The 15,177-nt window shown below is 43.4% G+C and carries 12 protein-coding genes; 1 reads left to right on the top strand and 11 read right to left on the bottom strand.

Annotation, left to right across the window (positions count from 1 at the left end; genetic code table 11):
- Window positions 1–44: 44 nt before the first annotated feature.
- From gspD to ACTXGK_RS18460, 10 genes are all read right to left on the bottom strand, one after another.
- Entirely contained in the window at window positions 45–2,297 is a 2,253-nt protein-coding gene (gspD, locus tag ACTXGK_RS18505) for a type II secretion system secretin GspD (RefSeq protein ID WP_443515707.1), read from the bottom strand.
- Window positions 2,298–2,375: 78 nt separating this feature from the next.
- On the bottom strand, window positions 2,376–3,272 hold the full coding sequence (locus ACTXGK_RS18500) for a type II secretion system protein N (RefSeq protein WP_443515708.1): 897 nt from the start codon (window positions 3,270–3,272) through the stop codon (window positions 2,376–2,378).
- On the bottom strand, window positions 3,273–4,109 hold the full coding sequence (gene gspN / locus ACTXGK_RS18495; RefSeq protein WP_443515710.1) for a type II secretion system protein N: 837 nt from the start codon (window positions 4,107–4,109) through the stop codon (window positions 3,273–3,275).
- A gap of 254 nt (window positions 4,110–4,363) precedes the next feature.
- Window positions 4,364–4,687 (bottom strand): H-NS histone family protein, encoded by a 324-nt coding sequence (locus tag ACTXGK_RS18490; RefSeq protein WP_201602568.1) that lies wholly within the window; start codon window positions 4,685–4,687, stop codon window positions 4,364–4,366.
- A 449-nt stretch (window positions 4,688–5,136) separates the two neighbouring features.
- Window positions 5,137–5,574, bottom strand: a complete 438-nt coding sequence (locus ACTXGK_RS18485; RefSeq protein WP_443515712.1) for a BLUF domain-containing protein — start codon at window positions 5,572–5,574, stop codon at window positions 5,137–5,139.
- Window positions 5,575–5,630: 56 nt separating this feature from the next.
- The gene (locus ACTXGK_RS18480) at window positions 5,631–6,158 is read right to left on the bottom strand and encodes a BLUF domain-containing protein (protein ID WP_371531890.1); all 528 of its coding nucleotides are present in this window, start codon (window positions 6,156–6,158) and stop codon (window positions 5,631–5,633) included.
- 76 nt (window positions 6,159–6,234) lie between these two features.
- A complete protein-coding gene (locus ACTXGK_RS18475) occupies window positions 6,235–6,909 on the bottom strand; it encodes a hypothetical protein (protein ID WP_443515714.1) in 675 nt (224 codons plus the stop codon).
- Window positions 6,910–7,501: 592 nt separating this feature from the next.
- On the bottom strand, window positions 7,502–8,110 hold the full coding sequence (locus ACTXGK_RS18470) for a single-stranded DNA-binding protein (RefSeq protein WP_443515716.1): 609 nt from the start codon (window positions 8,108–8,110) through the stop codon (window positions 7,502–7,504).
- Window positions 8,111–8,358: 248 nt separating this feature from the next.
- Complete coding sequence (locus ACTXGK_RS18465; RefSeq protein WP_443515718.1) at window positions 8,359–8,916, bottom strand: DUF3833 domain-containing protein; 558 nt, start codon at window positions 8,914–8,916, stop codon at window positions 8,359–8,361.
- A 277-nt stretch (window positions 8,917–9,193) separates the two neighbouring features.
- Window positions 9,194–10,558, bottom strand: coding sequence for an MFS transporter (locus tag ACTXGK_RS18460; RefSeq protein WP_443515720.1), 1,365 nt, complete (start codon window positions 10,556–10,558; stop codon window positions 9,194–9,196).
- Between the two features lie 671 nt (window positions 10,559–11,229).
- On the opposite strand from ACTXGK_RS18460, the gene uvrA reads away from it, so the two are divergent.
- Window positions 11,230–14,136 carry an excinuclease ABC subunit UvrA gene (gene uvrA / locus ACTXGK_RS18455; protein ID WP_443515721.1) on the top strand — a complete coding sequence of 969 codons (2,907 nt, stop codon included), beginning with the start codon at window positions 11,230–11,232 and terminating at the stop codon, window positions 14,134–14,136.
- A gap of 118 nt (window positions 14,137–14,254) precedes the next feature.
- Here the strand turns inward: uvrA and ACTXGK_RS18450 are convergent, their stop codons facing one another.
- Window positions 14,255–14,884, bottom strand: a complete 630-nt coding sequence (locus tag ACTXGK_RS18450; RefSeq protein ID WP_443515723.1) for a LysE family translocator — start codon at window positions 14,882–14,884, stop codon at window positions 14,255–14,257.
- Between the last annotated feature and the right edge of the window lie 293 nt (window positions 14,885–15,177).

Raw genomic sequence — 15,177 nt, 5'->3', positions numbered from 1 at the left:
TGATTGAAGATATCGGTCGTTTAAAGTGGTGATTAGTAACTGCTTTAACGATTGAGAGGATACGTCGTCATACCACTGTTAGGACTATCTACCTTGGTGAAACCTTGAGGGGTTGACCGCGGGGTTTGATCGCGCTTAGGAATGAGTGGGTTAAGCGGCATCAATTCGTAATCTGCATCGACATTGCCATCCCAACCTTCCGTACCGCTTAAGGGCAACTGTTTAATGGTGCCGTTTTTATCGATTACCAATTGCAGCACTCGCATCTGGTTAAATTTACGCTCGGTCACACTGGCGACCGCGCCGCCATCACGCAAGATCGTTGGTTGTAAAAATATGATCAAGTTGCTCTTTTGGGTATTGTCGTTATCAGAACGGAATAATCTACCAATCACTGGTACATTGCCGAGCCCTGGGACTTTTTGTTGACTGGTGGTGCTGTTATCACGCATCAAGCCGCCTAGGGCGATGGTTTGCTGATCGTCTGCTAAAATCGTTGTATTAATGAGACTTTTATTGGTAATCAAGCCGTTTACACCGCTGCTAGTGGGTGCAATGCTAGAGACTTCCTGTGAGACTTCCAAGCGTACGGTGCCATTATCACCAATATGAGGAATGACGTTCAAATTAATACCAATATCTTGACGATCAATGGTCTGGAAAGGGTTGTTTGAGTTGTTGCCACTGGTGGTAAAGGAACCCGTCACAAAAGGTACGTTTTGACCAACTAGAATACTGGCTTTCTCATTATCCAATGTCAAAATAGACGGCATGGACAACAGATTGGCACTGGTAGATTTATCAAGCGCTTGCAAGATAGCCCCATAAAATTCCGTATTACCCTGACTGTCTTTTCGGCTATCGCCAATCCCAACCAATGCACCAACGATAGAGCTGGCAGCCTGACTAAGCGCTGTTGCACCCGCGACACCGCTACCTGCCAATGCAGCACCTGCTAAAGTTGTCGCACTCGCTCCAACGTTATTGAAGTTGACGACGCCATAACCACTATTGGCATTACCTAGCGCCCACTGAACACCTAGCTGTGTTGCATCATCACCTGAAACTTCGACGATAGCGGCTTGAATCAATACCTGTGCGCGGCGACTGTCCAATTGGTTGACCGCATCTTCAATCTCAAACATGAGCTCTGGCGCAGCGTTGACGATGACGGCATTTTGTGTCTCGTCAGCGATGATACTAAAAGGTCGGCCACCAACGCCTGTACCGCTTCCACTTGTATTGCTAGCAGGCACAATTGATGTACTACTGCTACTGCCAATACTCTCACTCGCCGCACTGTTAATGGTTGCCCCTGTGCTGGCATCATTTAAAGAAGCGGACTCTAACGTTGAGGTGGCACCAGCACTATTAATCGATTGATTGGCCAGCAGACCTCGTAGCATATCGGCAATATGGCTAGCACTGGCATACTTTAAGCGAAAGACACGTAACCCACTTAATCGTCTTGTCGGTGTGGTATCTAGTTGATTAACCATCTCCTGAACTTTGGCAATCATCTCAGGGCTGCCTTTGACCAGCAGCCTATCACTTGATGAATCAGCGATCACTTTGAGTTGATTATTACCACCTTGTGCTTGTCCGCTACCAGCGCTTGCCACCAAGGCACTGATTAACTCCATCATACGTTCGGCATCGACGTGGCGTAGTGGTATCACTTGCAGACTGTCATTGACGTTGCTGTCCAAATCACGGATAAGTGCGGTGAGTTGGTTCAGACTATCCGCACGATCTGATAGTACCAGCGCGTTTACACCAGGCACAGCGGCCGCATGTGCAGACTGCGGCATCAAAGGTCTTATAACGCCCAATACTTCTGCCGCTTGAGTATTCGTCAAATAAATCACTCGGGTTGCGAGCGACTCACCGACACTATTGCCGCGCAAATCAACGGCGACACCAGACTGCTTAGCGACATTATCTGGCACCAGTTTGATCGTCGTACCTGACTCTATCGCTGCAATCCCATTGACCTGCATGACACTTAAAAACAGCTGATAAATCTCATCACGGGACAAGGCTTTGTTCGAGATGACCGTCACATTGCCGTTGATACGAGGATCAAGGACAAAGTTTTGGTCAGTGATGGTTGCTACCTCATTAATAAAGGCTTTAATATCAGCATCTTGCAAGTTTACCTTCCAGCTCTCAGCATTCGCTAGGCCCATGCTAGCAGCCCATAAGGGTACCGCTAGGCAAAGAGGACGACACAGGCGCATCAAACGCGGCAGGATACGGTGTAAAGGTGTGGCTGAAAATTGATGAAAACTTACCATATTGATAATTACCTACAGTGATATTGCGTCATATGTACTGAGTTTTTAACGAGCAATCTTTGCTAAAAGTCCGTCTTATTAGAACTGTTGACGGATAGTAATAACTTGCTCACCACGTTGAACCTCGATTTGTGCTTCGCCTGCTTGCTGTACTTGCTGTAATACGCCAGCATCTTGAGCAGGATTATTGCCCACGTTTTGTCCGTTTACTGTCAACACTTTGTCGCCTGGCTCTAGTCCGAGTCGATTGCGTAATTTTGACGGCATCGCTGCGGTGACTTGATAGCTTTCACCTGAGGCCATCACCCCCATTCTACTCAAATAACTGGCAGGATTTTCTTGCAGCGCGGTGACCGCCTCTTCAATCGCCGTTTGCGGACTGCTTTCACCATTCGTCTCTGCCGGTTCAGGCGGCGTATCTTGTAGTGTCTGAGACGCAGTCGGTAACATATTATTGTCGGGCAAACGCTGATTACTGACGCCACCCGCCAGCATGTCACTTTGATCTAGCGGCATAGCATCTGGCATGCTAATCACCGTTTCTTTATCATTGGCATCCGCGATAATAACCGAATTCCAGTCAACAGCGACCAGAATATAGTCGCTGTCTTTTAGTCCATCACCAATTCGGTAATTTTTTACCTCACCATTTATGTTAAGCAACGCTGAAGACATACTCTCCGGTATGGCGAGTAGTACGCCTTTAAGCTCAACATTAGGTGGTGGCTGGACTGCTGCCGTAATAGGGTCAGGATCAGCAAATATCGCGAATAAACCACTATAGTCATTGGCAGACTTTGTATTGTTTTGCAAAGGGGCTAGCGGCAAAGCAGGTGCTAAAGGCGCTGCTAATAGTAACCACAAAAGACGCGCCGCTGTCCAACACAGCCAAGCAATTGCCAATAGCAACAACCACCCTGAAAAACGATTGAGAGTATTCACGACAGGCTTTAAGCTGGCAGCAATATTTGACATTTAGGACGCCCCCAAACCAGCTAGTAGTGGCTGGCGCACACTAACGACTGGTGTATCCTGCGGTGCTTGACCTTTGTACTCAGGCATGTTTTCTAATAGGCGCTGAGTCAGACTGACATCTAGCATATTATCACCGTCTATATACAGATCGCCCAAACGCTTATCTTGATTATTCAATAGGTTGATGTGCAGCAGGTTTTTATTATTTTTTTGCTCAGTACTCAGCTCAGCTCGCAATGCAGGCATAGTAATATAAAAAACCTTACCACCACTGGGATAGCCGACTTCACCGCCAACCCAAGTCAACTGACCATCCGCCTCACTAAATCCTGCCACATTTTTAGCAGACTCATTCTCAGCTGATTCCGATGATGCATTGTCGCTAGACTGACGCTTTAAAGAAACGCCATTGACTTGAATGGGTGTATTAGGCAGTTGCCAATCAACCACACTTGCCAAAGTCTCAGGGGCAATCTTTCCGCTCATATCATCGACTTGCCATGAGTTTAAACCCAGTTTTACCTGTCCGTTTAACCTCGTTTGATCTGAGTTGATATTCACATCGGCACCAAGCTTTCCTGTGAGCAGTTGCCATGGCTGCCATGACCATTCGGCCATCCCTGTGAGCGGTGTCGATGATAGAGGAATTTGCCAAATGGCAGAGCCCTGCCATACATTGCCAGACACATGCTGCACATAAGGCGTATTGGGTGCATACTTTTGAAGTAGCCACGCTGCTGGCATTTGCAATACAGCAAATAAGGCAAACAATACGAATCCGATCAGCCACCAAAGCTTGCGGGGACGCTTATGAGACAACTCAGATACTTGGGCCACGGTTGCACAACTCTTATATAAGACAAAAACGTCATTATCATAACAAACAATGACCTATAGATGACAGAAAAAAAGCCAGTATCTTTTTACCAAAATATTGGCAATAGAGATACTGGCTTTTTATTTTGCAAAGCTTCAGCGTTTATGACTAAATGATTGTAAATAAACCATTATCCATAAGACTGATAAGCTCCGTCTCGTACTGTGTTACAACTCGAAACTATTTAATTGAATAGCCTAATTGGATAGCCTAATTAGATAGCAAAATCCTCAAGATCACGACCTGCTGCTAGGGCTTCAACCAACCACGTTGGTTTACGTCCACGACCCGTCCAAGTTTCTTCCTTGTTATCGGTATTGCGGTACTTAATACTGCGTTTTTTCTCTAGTTTTTCACCAGCTTTTAAGATCTCTTCAATCGTAGCGTTGCTGTCTTCTGCAATTTGTTCGAATTGCATATAAGCATCGTACAAACGCTGATGCTGTTTTTTGGCAATAAGCTGCTGTGCATTTTCGGTGATGGCACGTAGTTCATCTACGTTTAAGTTATCTAAATCAATTGCGTTATTTTTACTCATAGTAAGTCCAACTGTCGGATAAAAAATATCACCTCAATAGAGACATTGTACCTATTGAGATACCTGAATGATGACTCATTCATTATTAAAAATTAATAGTTTTTAAGGGTTCATTTGATTTTTAATTAATCAAAGATTATTCATAATTATTTTAATAAACATGAATAATAAAAATATTGCTGGTAACCACAAGCATTCATTATACCTTATATAGAAAATATCTATCGACAATAATTACTTATTGAAACTTAACTCAACAAATTTCTATTTTCTATAGTGTTTCTTGAATGCGGTATTTCTTGAATATTAGTACTTTTTCATTTTTTAATAAAATAATATTCATTAATACACTATATTAATAAATCAGATTTATTAATATAGTGTAATTAAGCGTTGTAGCAAGAGTATATGAACTTGCGAACGCTTGTCTAAACCCTGATTACTTTTATTTAGCCTTTTTGTGTACTCAGCTCATTCATTAACCCATGGGCAGATTCAGCATTTAGCAGGTAAGGGTTAAAACCAATAGTCGTAGAGTACTTCAAATAAATTGCAGCGTTCTCTTCGGTCGGAGACGCATAGTTCATCGACCATTTTGACCACTCTCTGTGCTTTAACTCACGTGTTTCAATAATCTGTAGATCGTGATGACGCTCATCGGAAATGAGACTGTATAGCAATCGATTAATTTGCGCTCTTGGGCCTTCTATCGTCTGCAAAAAATAATCTTTATTGAACGTTAGCATTCCAGTGATACCATTAGCAGCGTTATTTATCTGTGCTTGCTGTAGTATTTCATTGAAATCTTTGGCCGATACATTTGGGTTTGCGCGGCTGGCATAGGTCATACTGATTAAAATGTGTGCATCTGTCGTTACTGAGTTCATAGCTTTTCTCTCATACAAGTGTCATGGGTGCAGGTCTGATTATCAGAATCGATAGACTAGCTAAAATCGTACCAAGGTTTCTTCTTCTGAATGGTCTGCACATCACTCTTTGCTTGTTGCTCTTGCAGCTCAGATAATGTATCAATCAACATCGTGATTTGGTTGGTACTCATTAAGTAAGGATTGAACTCACTTCCTGTCGAGAATTTTAACGCCAGTCCTTTGTTCTCTTCACTTGGAATCAAGTACTTCATTGACCATTTACTCCAGTGACGCTGCTCAACTTCACGGCACTCTATCACCTGCAGAGAATGATGACGCTCATCTTGCACAAGTTTTCTAAGCAGGCCATTGATAACCGGCCTTGCCCCTTCGATACTTTGTAAAAAATAGTTATGGTTAAATACCAAGGCACCAGTGATGCCATTGCGCTCGTTATTTTGCTGAGCTTGCTCAAGGATACGAGTCACCTCACCGTTGAGGTTGTCGTTGTTATAACGACTGATGTAAGTCAAACGTAGAATGATATGCTCACCCTGCCGCATTTTTAGACTATTTGACTCTGAAAGATCGACTGATTCCATAATTTTTTCCAATTAATTTGCTAGATTTATAAAAAAAGGCGGTGCAGGTATTGCTAATCACTCATCAATGGCCGTACTAACGTGACTGTTGAATCTTTTTGATAAATTCGCTCATACCACGTGCTAGATTCGCGTTACTGCTCTTTTGTACTTCTTGTGCCAGTAATAATAATTGCGCGCTGTCCTCACACTGCTCTAGACTCAGTAAATAGCCCCAAGCTTCTGCAGGTGGTGCATTTTTTTCAATATAGGTCGCCAAGTCAGATTTAATGGTTCCATAGTTAGCACCAGCAACTTTTGACTTAAACATACTACCGATAGACTTTTTGCTAGCCTCTGCAATTTTGCTTGGCGGTTTGCTATTAAAAGTACGATCGAACTCTATCTCAGTGCTGACATCAAATGAGTTGTCTGTAGATTGAGGTTGCTCAGCGACTGGCACTTGAGAAACAGTAGATGCTTCGGTTACAGTAGATACCTGAGGTGCTGTTTGAGTTTGCGAACTAGCGTTAGCGGCATCAATCAGCTCAATACACTCAAGCTCTAAAAGCAATTCAAATAAAGGCCCGACACCGCCAAAATCAGCAAACATTTTGCTATTATCAAGCGTATCAAGGTAGCTTTGATACGTGCGCTTGCCATCAATCATAATCAGCAATGTTCTCGCTTCTCGCGGCAATATACCGAGACTTTGAGACTTTATTTCTGCTCTACCCAAATCGCTTTTGCGAAACACGTCACCGTAGTTCATTCTTTATACTCAGTATTGACAGCAAGGTAAGCACCTTACTGATAAGACGCCGACCCAGATAGTTTTTGTTCTTTTCAGCCATGAATGGCCAAACTCTGATAGATTTAAATTCATTGTTAACTGATTCTTTACATGCAACCTTGGCGCTTAAAATCAGCTACACTATTTAATTAAATAGAGTATATCAATGTCATTAATAGACTGTTAGCAATAATTGAATTGGATAGCACAAACGGTTTATATAAGGTATGAAAGGTAGTTTTTATAAATTTCAATATAAACACTGATAATGAAAACAATGATAAACATCGTTTTTATAAGACTAATTTTATAAATGAATAGCCGTAGCTATATATCTTGAATAAACGATCTAATAGTAGTTTTATACCATTTAAAGATAAAATATTATAAACATAAGTTTTGTTTTTTTAATAATAGTAATAATGAATAGTGCGTACATTTTTTATATTTGATGTCTATTTAATATAATTTTAAGCACATACCTTCTTTGTCGGATATTTATTGATAGGCATTAAAAAACCCCGCTAATAGCGGGGCTTTTTAAATACAACATTACTTAATCATGTATTCATCAGAACGGAATATCATCGTCTACAGGGCCATCTGGCATCGCCGTAGGCTTAGATTGTGCAGGTTTTTGCGCAGGTTGATTAAACTGGTTTTGCGGCGCAGGTGAATTTTGGTTATTAAAGCTGTTCTGACCACCACTCGGTTGGTTATTGTAGCCGCCTTGCTGTGCTGGCTGATTACCTGCTTGCTGACCGAAATTATTTTGGTTGCCCTGGTTGCCGTAACTGTTTGCGTTCTGGCCACCAAACCCGCCGCCGTTATCGCTTTGACCGCCACTGATACCATCAAGCATCTGCATTTGCTCAGCGCGAATCTCAGTGATATAACGGTCTTGGCCGCTTTGATCTTGATATTTACGCGTACGCAAGCTGCCTTCGATATAGACTTTGCTGCCTTTACGCAAATACTGCGCGGCAATTTCGCCTAAACGATTAAACAATGAGATACGATGCCACTCTGTCGCTTCTCTTTTTTCACCGCTTTGTTTATCCGTCCACTGCTCAGATGTCGCGACCGAGATATTGGTCACGCTACCGCCATTATTGAACTGGCGTGCCTCAGGATCTGCTCCAAGGTTACCGATAATGATAACTTTATTAACTCCGCGCATGATACCGTCCTTTTACTGATGAATAATTATTCGATAGAAAAAATAATTCCTATCAATGATATGATTTTACTTTAACCAATTTTTGTTCGAATATCTACAGTCTAGCTATGATAAACGTCAATCTATGTCGCTTAGGTATGCAAGATAAAAGTTTAACCAATAAACACGCCACTATTTTGCCATTTTAAAACGCTGATGAATACCTTCAAACTCTATCAATTCTGATTAGCACCTTGCTTGCTATCACGTTATTTAGTGGAAGAGTTCTTGCGATGCATGCTCAACGTCACGCTACCTAACTCGACGCCAAATTTCTTCATGACTGAACGATTGAGCATGACATCTTCGTTAATGAGATACATCCAATCGTCAAAATTCACTTTGTAAGTTTTGTCCTCGACTGGCAGATTTAATACATAATCCCAATGTAACGTATTGCCTACCACATCGCCTGTTGCCTCACCAACGACGTCGCCTGCTGTGCCAATCCAGCGTCCATCGCTTTGCTCAGTCAGTCGCCATATACGCTGCGATTTTGATCCATCTGCCCAAGAAAACTTCTCGTTTAAAACGATGACGTCATCACCTTCGTGAGTTGCATCAATATCGACATAAAAGCGTTTTTTGACCTCGCCATTACGCCCTTGAAACATACCCCAACCCTCGATTTGACCTGAGAAAAACTCATGCATATCAAGCGTTGGTGTGGTGTTCTGATAGGCTTGAATATTTTGCGTGGCACAGCCAGAGGTCAGTAGCGTAGCTGACAGTCCAAAACCTATTGCTAGCTTATTAAACTTACTCATATTAATTCCTTTTAAATTGAGATAATCATTTCGCGGTCACTGATTAATAATGGCGGCCTACGGGGTTATTGTCCACTCAGTTATGCCTATTTATTCTTGTATCCATAGTCAGTCCTAAATAAAAAAAGCATACGCATTATCAGATACTACTGAAACAAATTTTTCTTGCTTGCTGTGCCTTCGCAGACAGAGGCTACGCAAAATTTATTTCAGTACAACTGTTTTCTTTTTAAAATGAATTGCCTATCTCAATCTAAAATATTGCCTATATAGCATATTAAATATCTAACGGACTTTGCGCCAAATGCGATAGCGCCTGTCGTGACTCATCTGTTATTTGGGTCTTATCTAACTTGAGATAAGCGACCTGCTCTTTTGCCATCACGACCAGCTCATCCACGCCCTCTACTGCTAGCATTTGACGTGACCAATCTTGGATATTAATATTTTTAGGAATGGTCACTGTCGTGCTCGACAGATAAGGTGGCTGGGCAATGGGTATAATCAGCAGCAATGCGATGCCCATGACAAGTGCCAATAGCCCCCATGCCAGCAGATTAGACTGATTCAATAGCAGCCCGCCCATCGCGCCACCAACGAACGCACCTAAAAACTGGCTAGATGAGTTTAGCCCCATTGCGGTCGCTTTATTGGCGACTGGGGCACGCTTGGATATCCAAGATGGAATCGTCGCCTCAAGCAAATTAAAGCCCATAAAGTACAGTAGCAATCCAAAAATAATACCAACGCCAATCTGACTACCAAAAGCAAGAAATGCCAAGGCTGCGGTCATTACTGCAATGGCGCTCAAAAATACTTGGCGCATTTTACGTTTCTTTTCGGCAATGATGATAAAGGGAATCGCGACTGCAAAACCAACAAACAAGAGCGGCAAGTAAACCATGCCTTGCTGACTCACCGACAAACCCATGACGTCCTTGAGCTGGTGCGGTAGTATGACAAATATGGCGGTCATCGTTAGATGTAGTGCAAAGACACCAATGTGTAAGCGATTCAAATCCCCTACCTTTAGGACGGTCGCTAACTGCTCGCGAATCGACTTGTTGTCCAGATTGTGCTTGAGCACACGTAAAGGTGTGGGAACCATCAGCAATAGCAGCATAGCTAAAACAGCAAAACCTGATGTCAACCAAAACAATCCCGAGATACCGAGGGCACCGACCAATAAAGGGCCAAAAGCAAAAGCAAGCATGATGGACGTTCCAATGGTCAAACCCATTGTCGCCATTGCTTTGGTACGCATCTCTTCACGCGTCACATCAGCCAATAGCGCCATCAATACGGCAGAGACCGCGCCACTGCCTGCCAGCGCTCGACCGATAATCACTTCATAGATATCCGTCGCATTTGCCGCAATCATGCCGCCGACTGCAAACAGTATCAATCCCAAAAATATAATCGGTTTACGTGGGAATTTATCAGCGGCAAGGCTCATCGGTATCTGAAAGATCGCTTGTCCTAGCCCATAAATGCCAACTGCCAGACCAATCAAAAACGGTGTTGCGTGTGCATAATTGTCACCATAGACAGAAAATACCGGCACAATCATAAACAAGCCAATCATACGCAAGGCAAAGATGCCACCGACTCCGAGGATTGCCCGTTTCTCTACGCTATTCATACTTGCCTCACTGATTGATCATTGCTGTTTTTTCACTGCTGGTACTTGTACTGCACCATGATTTATCACTACTGGTTTATCAAGGCGCTGGCCTATAAATCAAGCCCCCTAGTATAAGACATTCGCCGTTTGGTTGCCGAGACTTTTGTCTTATGCGTACAGTATCGAATGCACCCTTAGCCCAAGCCATTCATATTACGCAATTATTTTGTTACCAACTGCGTCAGATACGCAATCACACCTTGAATAATGCGGTCGCCATAACAATAAAGTAAGGCGTTGTAAACATTATTAGTCATTAGCTCGAACGACAGTTCAAACGACAAACTCCTCTACAAAATGACATTTTTGGTCAAAACCATAACAAACGATGCCTGTTACTTAACAGGGATTTGATTTAGATTTGCTTAGTCGTATAGAAATCAATCGCATCAAAGACTGCAAAATAAGAAAACAGTAAATTGGCATTTATAGCCCTTACTCTACGAACGTATGAACACTTTATAAAAGCACTATTTATAACCATATTTTTTATAATAGAACTATTTATAACAACATTATAAATTTAGAGATCATTCGCGTTTTTAACCAATAATTTTACTGATCTGTATTTACCTTTTCATTTGAGATATTTCCCAATACTCTTTTAGCAAATAGGAAACCCATAAACGATGGCACATGACCATATCGCAATACGCGGCGCACGTACTCATAATTTAAAAAACATTGATTTAGACATTCCACGAGATAAGTTCGTGGTAATCACAGGCTTGTCTGGCTCTGGTAAGTCGTCACTGGCATTCGATACGCTATATGCCGAGGGGCAACGTCGTTATGTCGAGAGTTTGTCAGCATATGCGCGTCAGTTCCTCTCGCAAATGGAAAAACCGGAGGTTGATAGCATCGAGGGTCTCTCCCCTGCGATTGCCATCGAGCAAAAATCGACCAACCATAACCCGCGCTCAACCGTCGGTACGATTACCGAGATTTATGACTACCTGCGTCTGCTATATGCACGTATCGGTACGCCGTACTGCCCTGAGCATGGCGAGCCGATGGTCGCGCAGTCGGTCACCGAGATGGTCGATCAAGTCATGGCCTTGCCAGAAGATACCAAAATCATGATTTTGGCACCAGTGATTCGTGAGCGTAAAGGTGAGCATACTGTCTTGCTTGAGCAGCTGATTGGTCAAGGCTTTGTGCGCGTGCGTGTCGATGGCGACGTATACGACACCGATGAGCTACCAACCCTCGATAAAAAGAAAAAACATACCATCGAAGTCGTGGTTGATCGCTTTAAAGTCCGTGATGATTTGGGCAACCGTGTCGCTGAGAGTCTAGAGACGGCGCTACGTTTGGGTCAAGGACTGGTCACGCTACACTTTATGGATGGCAACCCAAAAGAAGGCGGTGACGACAATCAAGTCATGTCAGCCAAGCACTCATGCCCTATCTGTGATCGTGCCGTACCTGAGCTTGAGCCGCGTATGTTCAGTTTTAACAACCCCTACGGTGCGTGCCCAAGCTGTGATGGTCTTGGCAAACGTCAATATTTCGCTGCTGAAAAACTTATTACCCATCATGAAAAATCGCTTAATCAAGGCGCAATCAATGGTTGGGATAAACGTCATGCCTACTATTTTGGTTTGCTCAGCACTGTATGTAAGCACTTCAAAATCGATATGGACATGCCGTGGCAAGATCTATCAAAAGCGCAGCAAGACCTTATCATGCATGGCTCTGGCAAAGAAAAGCTCACCTTTAACTTTACTGATGAGCGCGGCCGTAAGACAAATAAGACCGTACCGTTTGAAGGCGTGCTGCCTTACTTAGAGCGTCGTTATGCTAAGACGCAAAGTAACCTCGTCCGTGACGAGCTAGCCAAGTATCTCGCAGATACGACGTGTAATGTCTGTGATGGCGCGCGTCTGAACGAAATCTCACGCAATGTGCGTGTTGATGATCAAACCATCGCTGATATTGTTAAGCTTTCTATCGGTGACTCTGCTGATTATTATAAAACGCTAAAAATTGACGGTCACAAAGGTGAAGTCGCAGAAAAAATCTTTAAAGAGATCAATGAGCGCTTAAACTTCCTCGTCAGCGTCGGGCTTGATTATCTGACCCTTGCGCGCTCTGCCGAGACATTGTCTGGCGGTGAAGCACAGCGTATCAGACTTGCCAGCCAAATCGGTGCAGGCCTCATGGGCGTCATGTATGTACTTGATGAACCATCAATTGGTCTGCATCAGCGTGATAACGATCGTCTGCTAAAGACGCTCACACGCTTGCGTGATTTGGGTAATACCGTGCTGGTCGTTGAGCATGATGAAGATGCCATTCGCCAAGCAGATCATGTGATCGATATCGGTATCGGTGCGGGCGTACACGGTGGTCATGTGATCGCTCAAGGTACGGTCGATGACATCATGGCAAACAAAGAATCACTCACTGGACAATATATGTCTGGCAAAAAACGCATCGAGATTCCAACCGTGCGTCATAAAGCCAAAACCATGGACGTCGAAGTCAAAGGTAAGGCCAAAGCCAAAAAAGTACCGATGACGATTGAGCTAAAAGGCGCATCCGGTAATAACTTGCATGATGTCGATTTGACCATACCTGTTGGCGTCATGACGTGTGTAACGGGCGTATCTGGTTCGGGCAAATCAACCTTGATCAACCGTACGCTTATGCCATTGGCAGCGACGCAGTTAAATAACGCCTCAACGCTTATCGCAGACAAGCATGACAGCATCAGCGGTCTTGAGCATTTGGACAAAATGGTCGATATTGACCAAAGCCCCATCGGTCGCACGCCGCGCTCAAACCCAGCGACGTATACGGGCGTGTTTACCCCTGTGCGTGAGATGTTTGCGCAAACGCAAGAAGCGCGCGCTCGTGGTTACAAGCCAGGTCGCTTTAGTTTCAATGTCAAAGGCGGACGCTGTGAGATGTGTCAAGGCGATGGTCTTATCAAAGTTGAAATGCATTTCTTACCTGATATGTACGTGCCATGCGATACCTGTGAAGGCAAACGCTACAACCGCGAAACCTTAGAGATTCATTATAAAGGCAAAAGCATCGCAGAAGTGTTAGAGATGACTGTTGAAGATGCGACCGAGTTCTTCTCAGCGATACCAGCAATCTATCGCCGTCTGCAAGCGTTGATGGATGTCGGTCTTGGTTATATTCGTTTGGGTCAGTCAGCGCCGACGCTCTCTGGTGGTGAAGCGCAGCGTGTCAAACTGGCGCGTGAACTGGCCAAGCGTGATACGGGACAGACGCTCTATATCTTGGATGAGCCAACCACGGGTTTGCATTTCCATGATATCTACAAGCTGCTCCATATCCTGCATACCCTACGTGACAAAGGCAATACCATCGTGGTCATCGAGCATAACCTTGATGTCATCAAAACGGCGGATTGGGTGATTGATCTTGGACCTGAAGGCGGTAAAGGCGGCGGCATGATCATCGCCGAAGGCACGCCTGAGGAAGTGGCGGAAGTGAAAGGTTCATATACAGGCGAGTTCCTAAAGCCGATGCTTGAGCAAGGATTAAAAGACGTAAGCTAAGACAAATTAGTGAATGATTGATAAAAGGCTACTCTTTCGGGAGTGGCCTTTTTCTTTTTATGAACCGTCAAAGGTATCTGTTAAGCGTCCAATGTTCCTTCAGATTTGTATTATAGATCTAACCCTTCGCGATCAACCATGTGCCAGCCAATCCCATAAATGAAGACCCTACTCGGTTAAATTTCTGACGCGCTTTAGGGCTTTTTAGACGTTTTTGCGCGTAACTTGCCATAAAGGCATACATCATCATGGCAATAATGGCGCAGCCAAAAATCACTAGACATAGAATCGTAATATCTACCCCCGTCAGGCTAGTTACTGGAAAAAAGCTCGGTAACAAGCTTATGTAGAATAAAATAACTTTTGGATTGCTAATAGATATCAAAAAGCCTGACATCACACTTTTTAACCCCTCATTCTTATTCTTTAACGCTATATCCCCAGTGATAATTTCACTTGGTACCGTCGTCCACATCTTGTACGCCAAGTAAAATAAATAACCTGCTCCTACAAACTTAACGATAGTAAACAAGGTATTGAAATTACTTGCTAACGCGCTCAGTCCATAAGCGGAAAACACCATATAAATAGTATCCCCTGCAGCAAGGCCAATGATTAAGGGCAGCGCCGCCCAAGAGCCTTGTGTCATGGCTTTGGCAATCGTGGCAAACACACCAGGACCCGGCGTCATGATAAATATGAATACAGCAATGATGAAAGTAAATAGCTGAATAGTTGTGATAGTCATGACAGTCCTTTATATCTCTATTAATCCTTAAGTATAATTGATTGAATAAACATATTTCTAGTTTAGTATGATTGTTTTAGAATATTTATAGGCTCAAATTACTTATGAGCATAGTATTACCTAGACTAGAGCATCATTATTCTGAGTAACATCATGAAATCTCATAAAGAAATATTAGTAGAATGTTGGTATGGAAAAATTGGTGCCATATGGCTAATGCTTATGCATTATAAAAAAGAGTGAGCCTAACTTAGCGCAGCAGCTATAGATAACGAGTTTTCCTAAACTGTCGC

Source organism: Psychrobacter sp. T6-5, assembly GCF_052258485.2.
GTDB lineage: Bacteria > Pseudomonadota > Gammaproteobacteria > Pseudomonadales > Moraxellaceae > Psychrobacter.
Note: the sequence above shows the minus strand (reverse complement) of the source record. Positions and strands in the feature narration are given on the sequence as shown.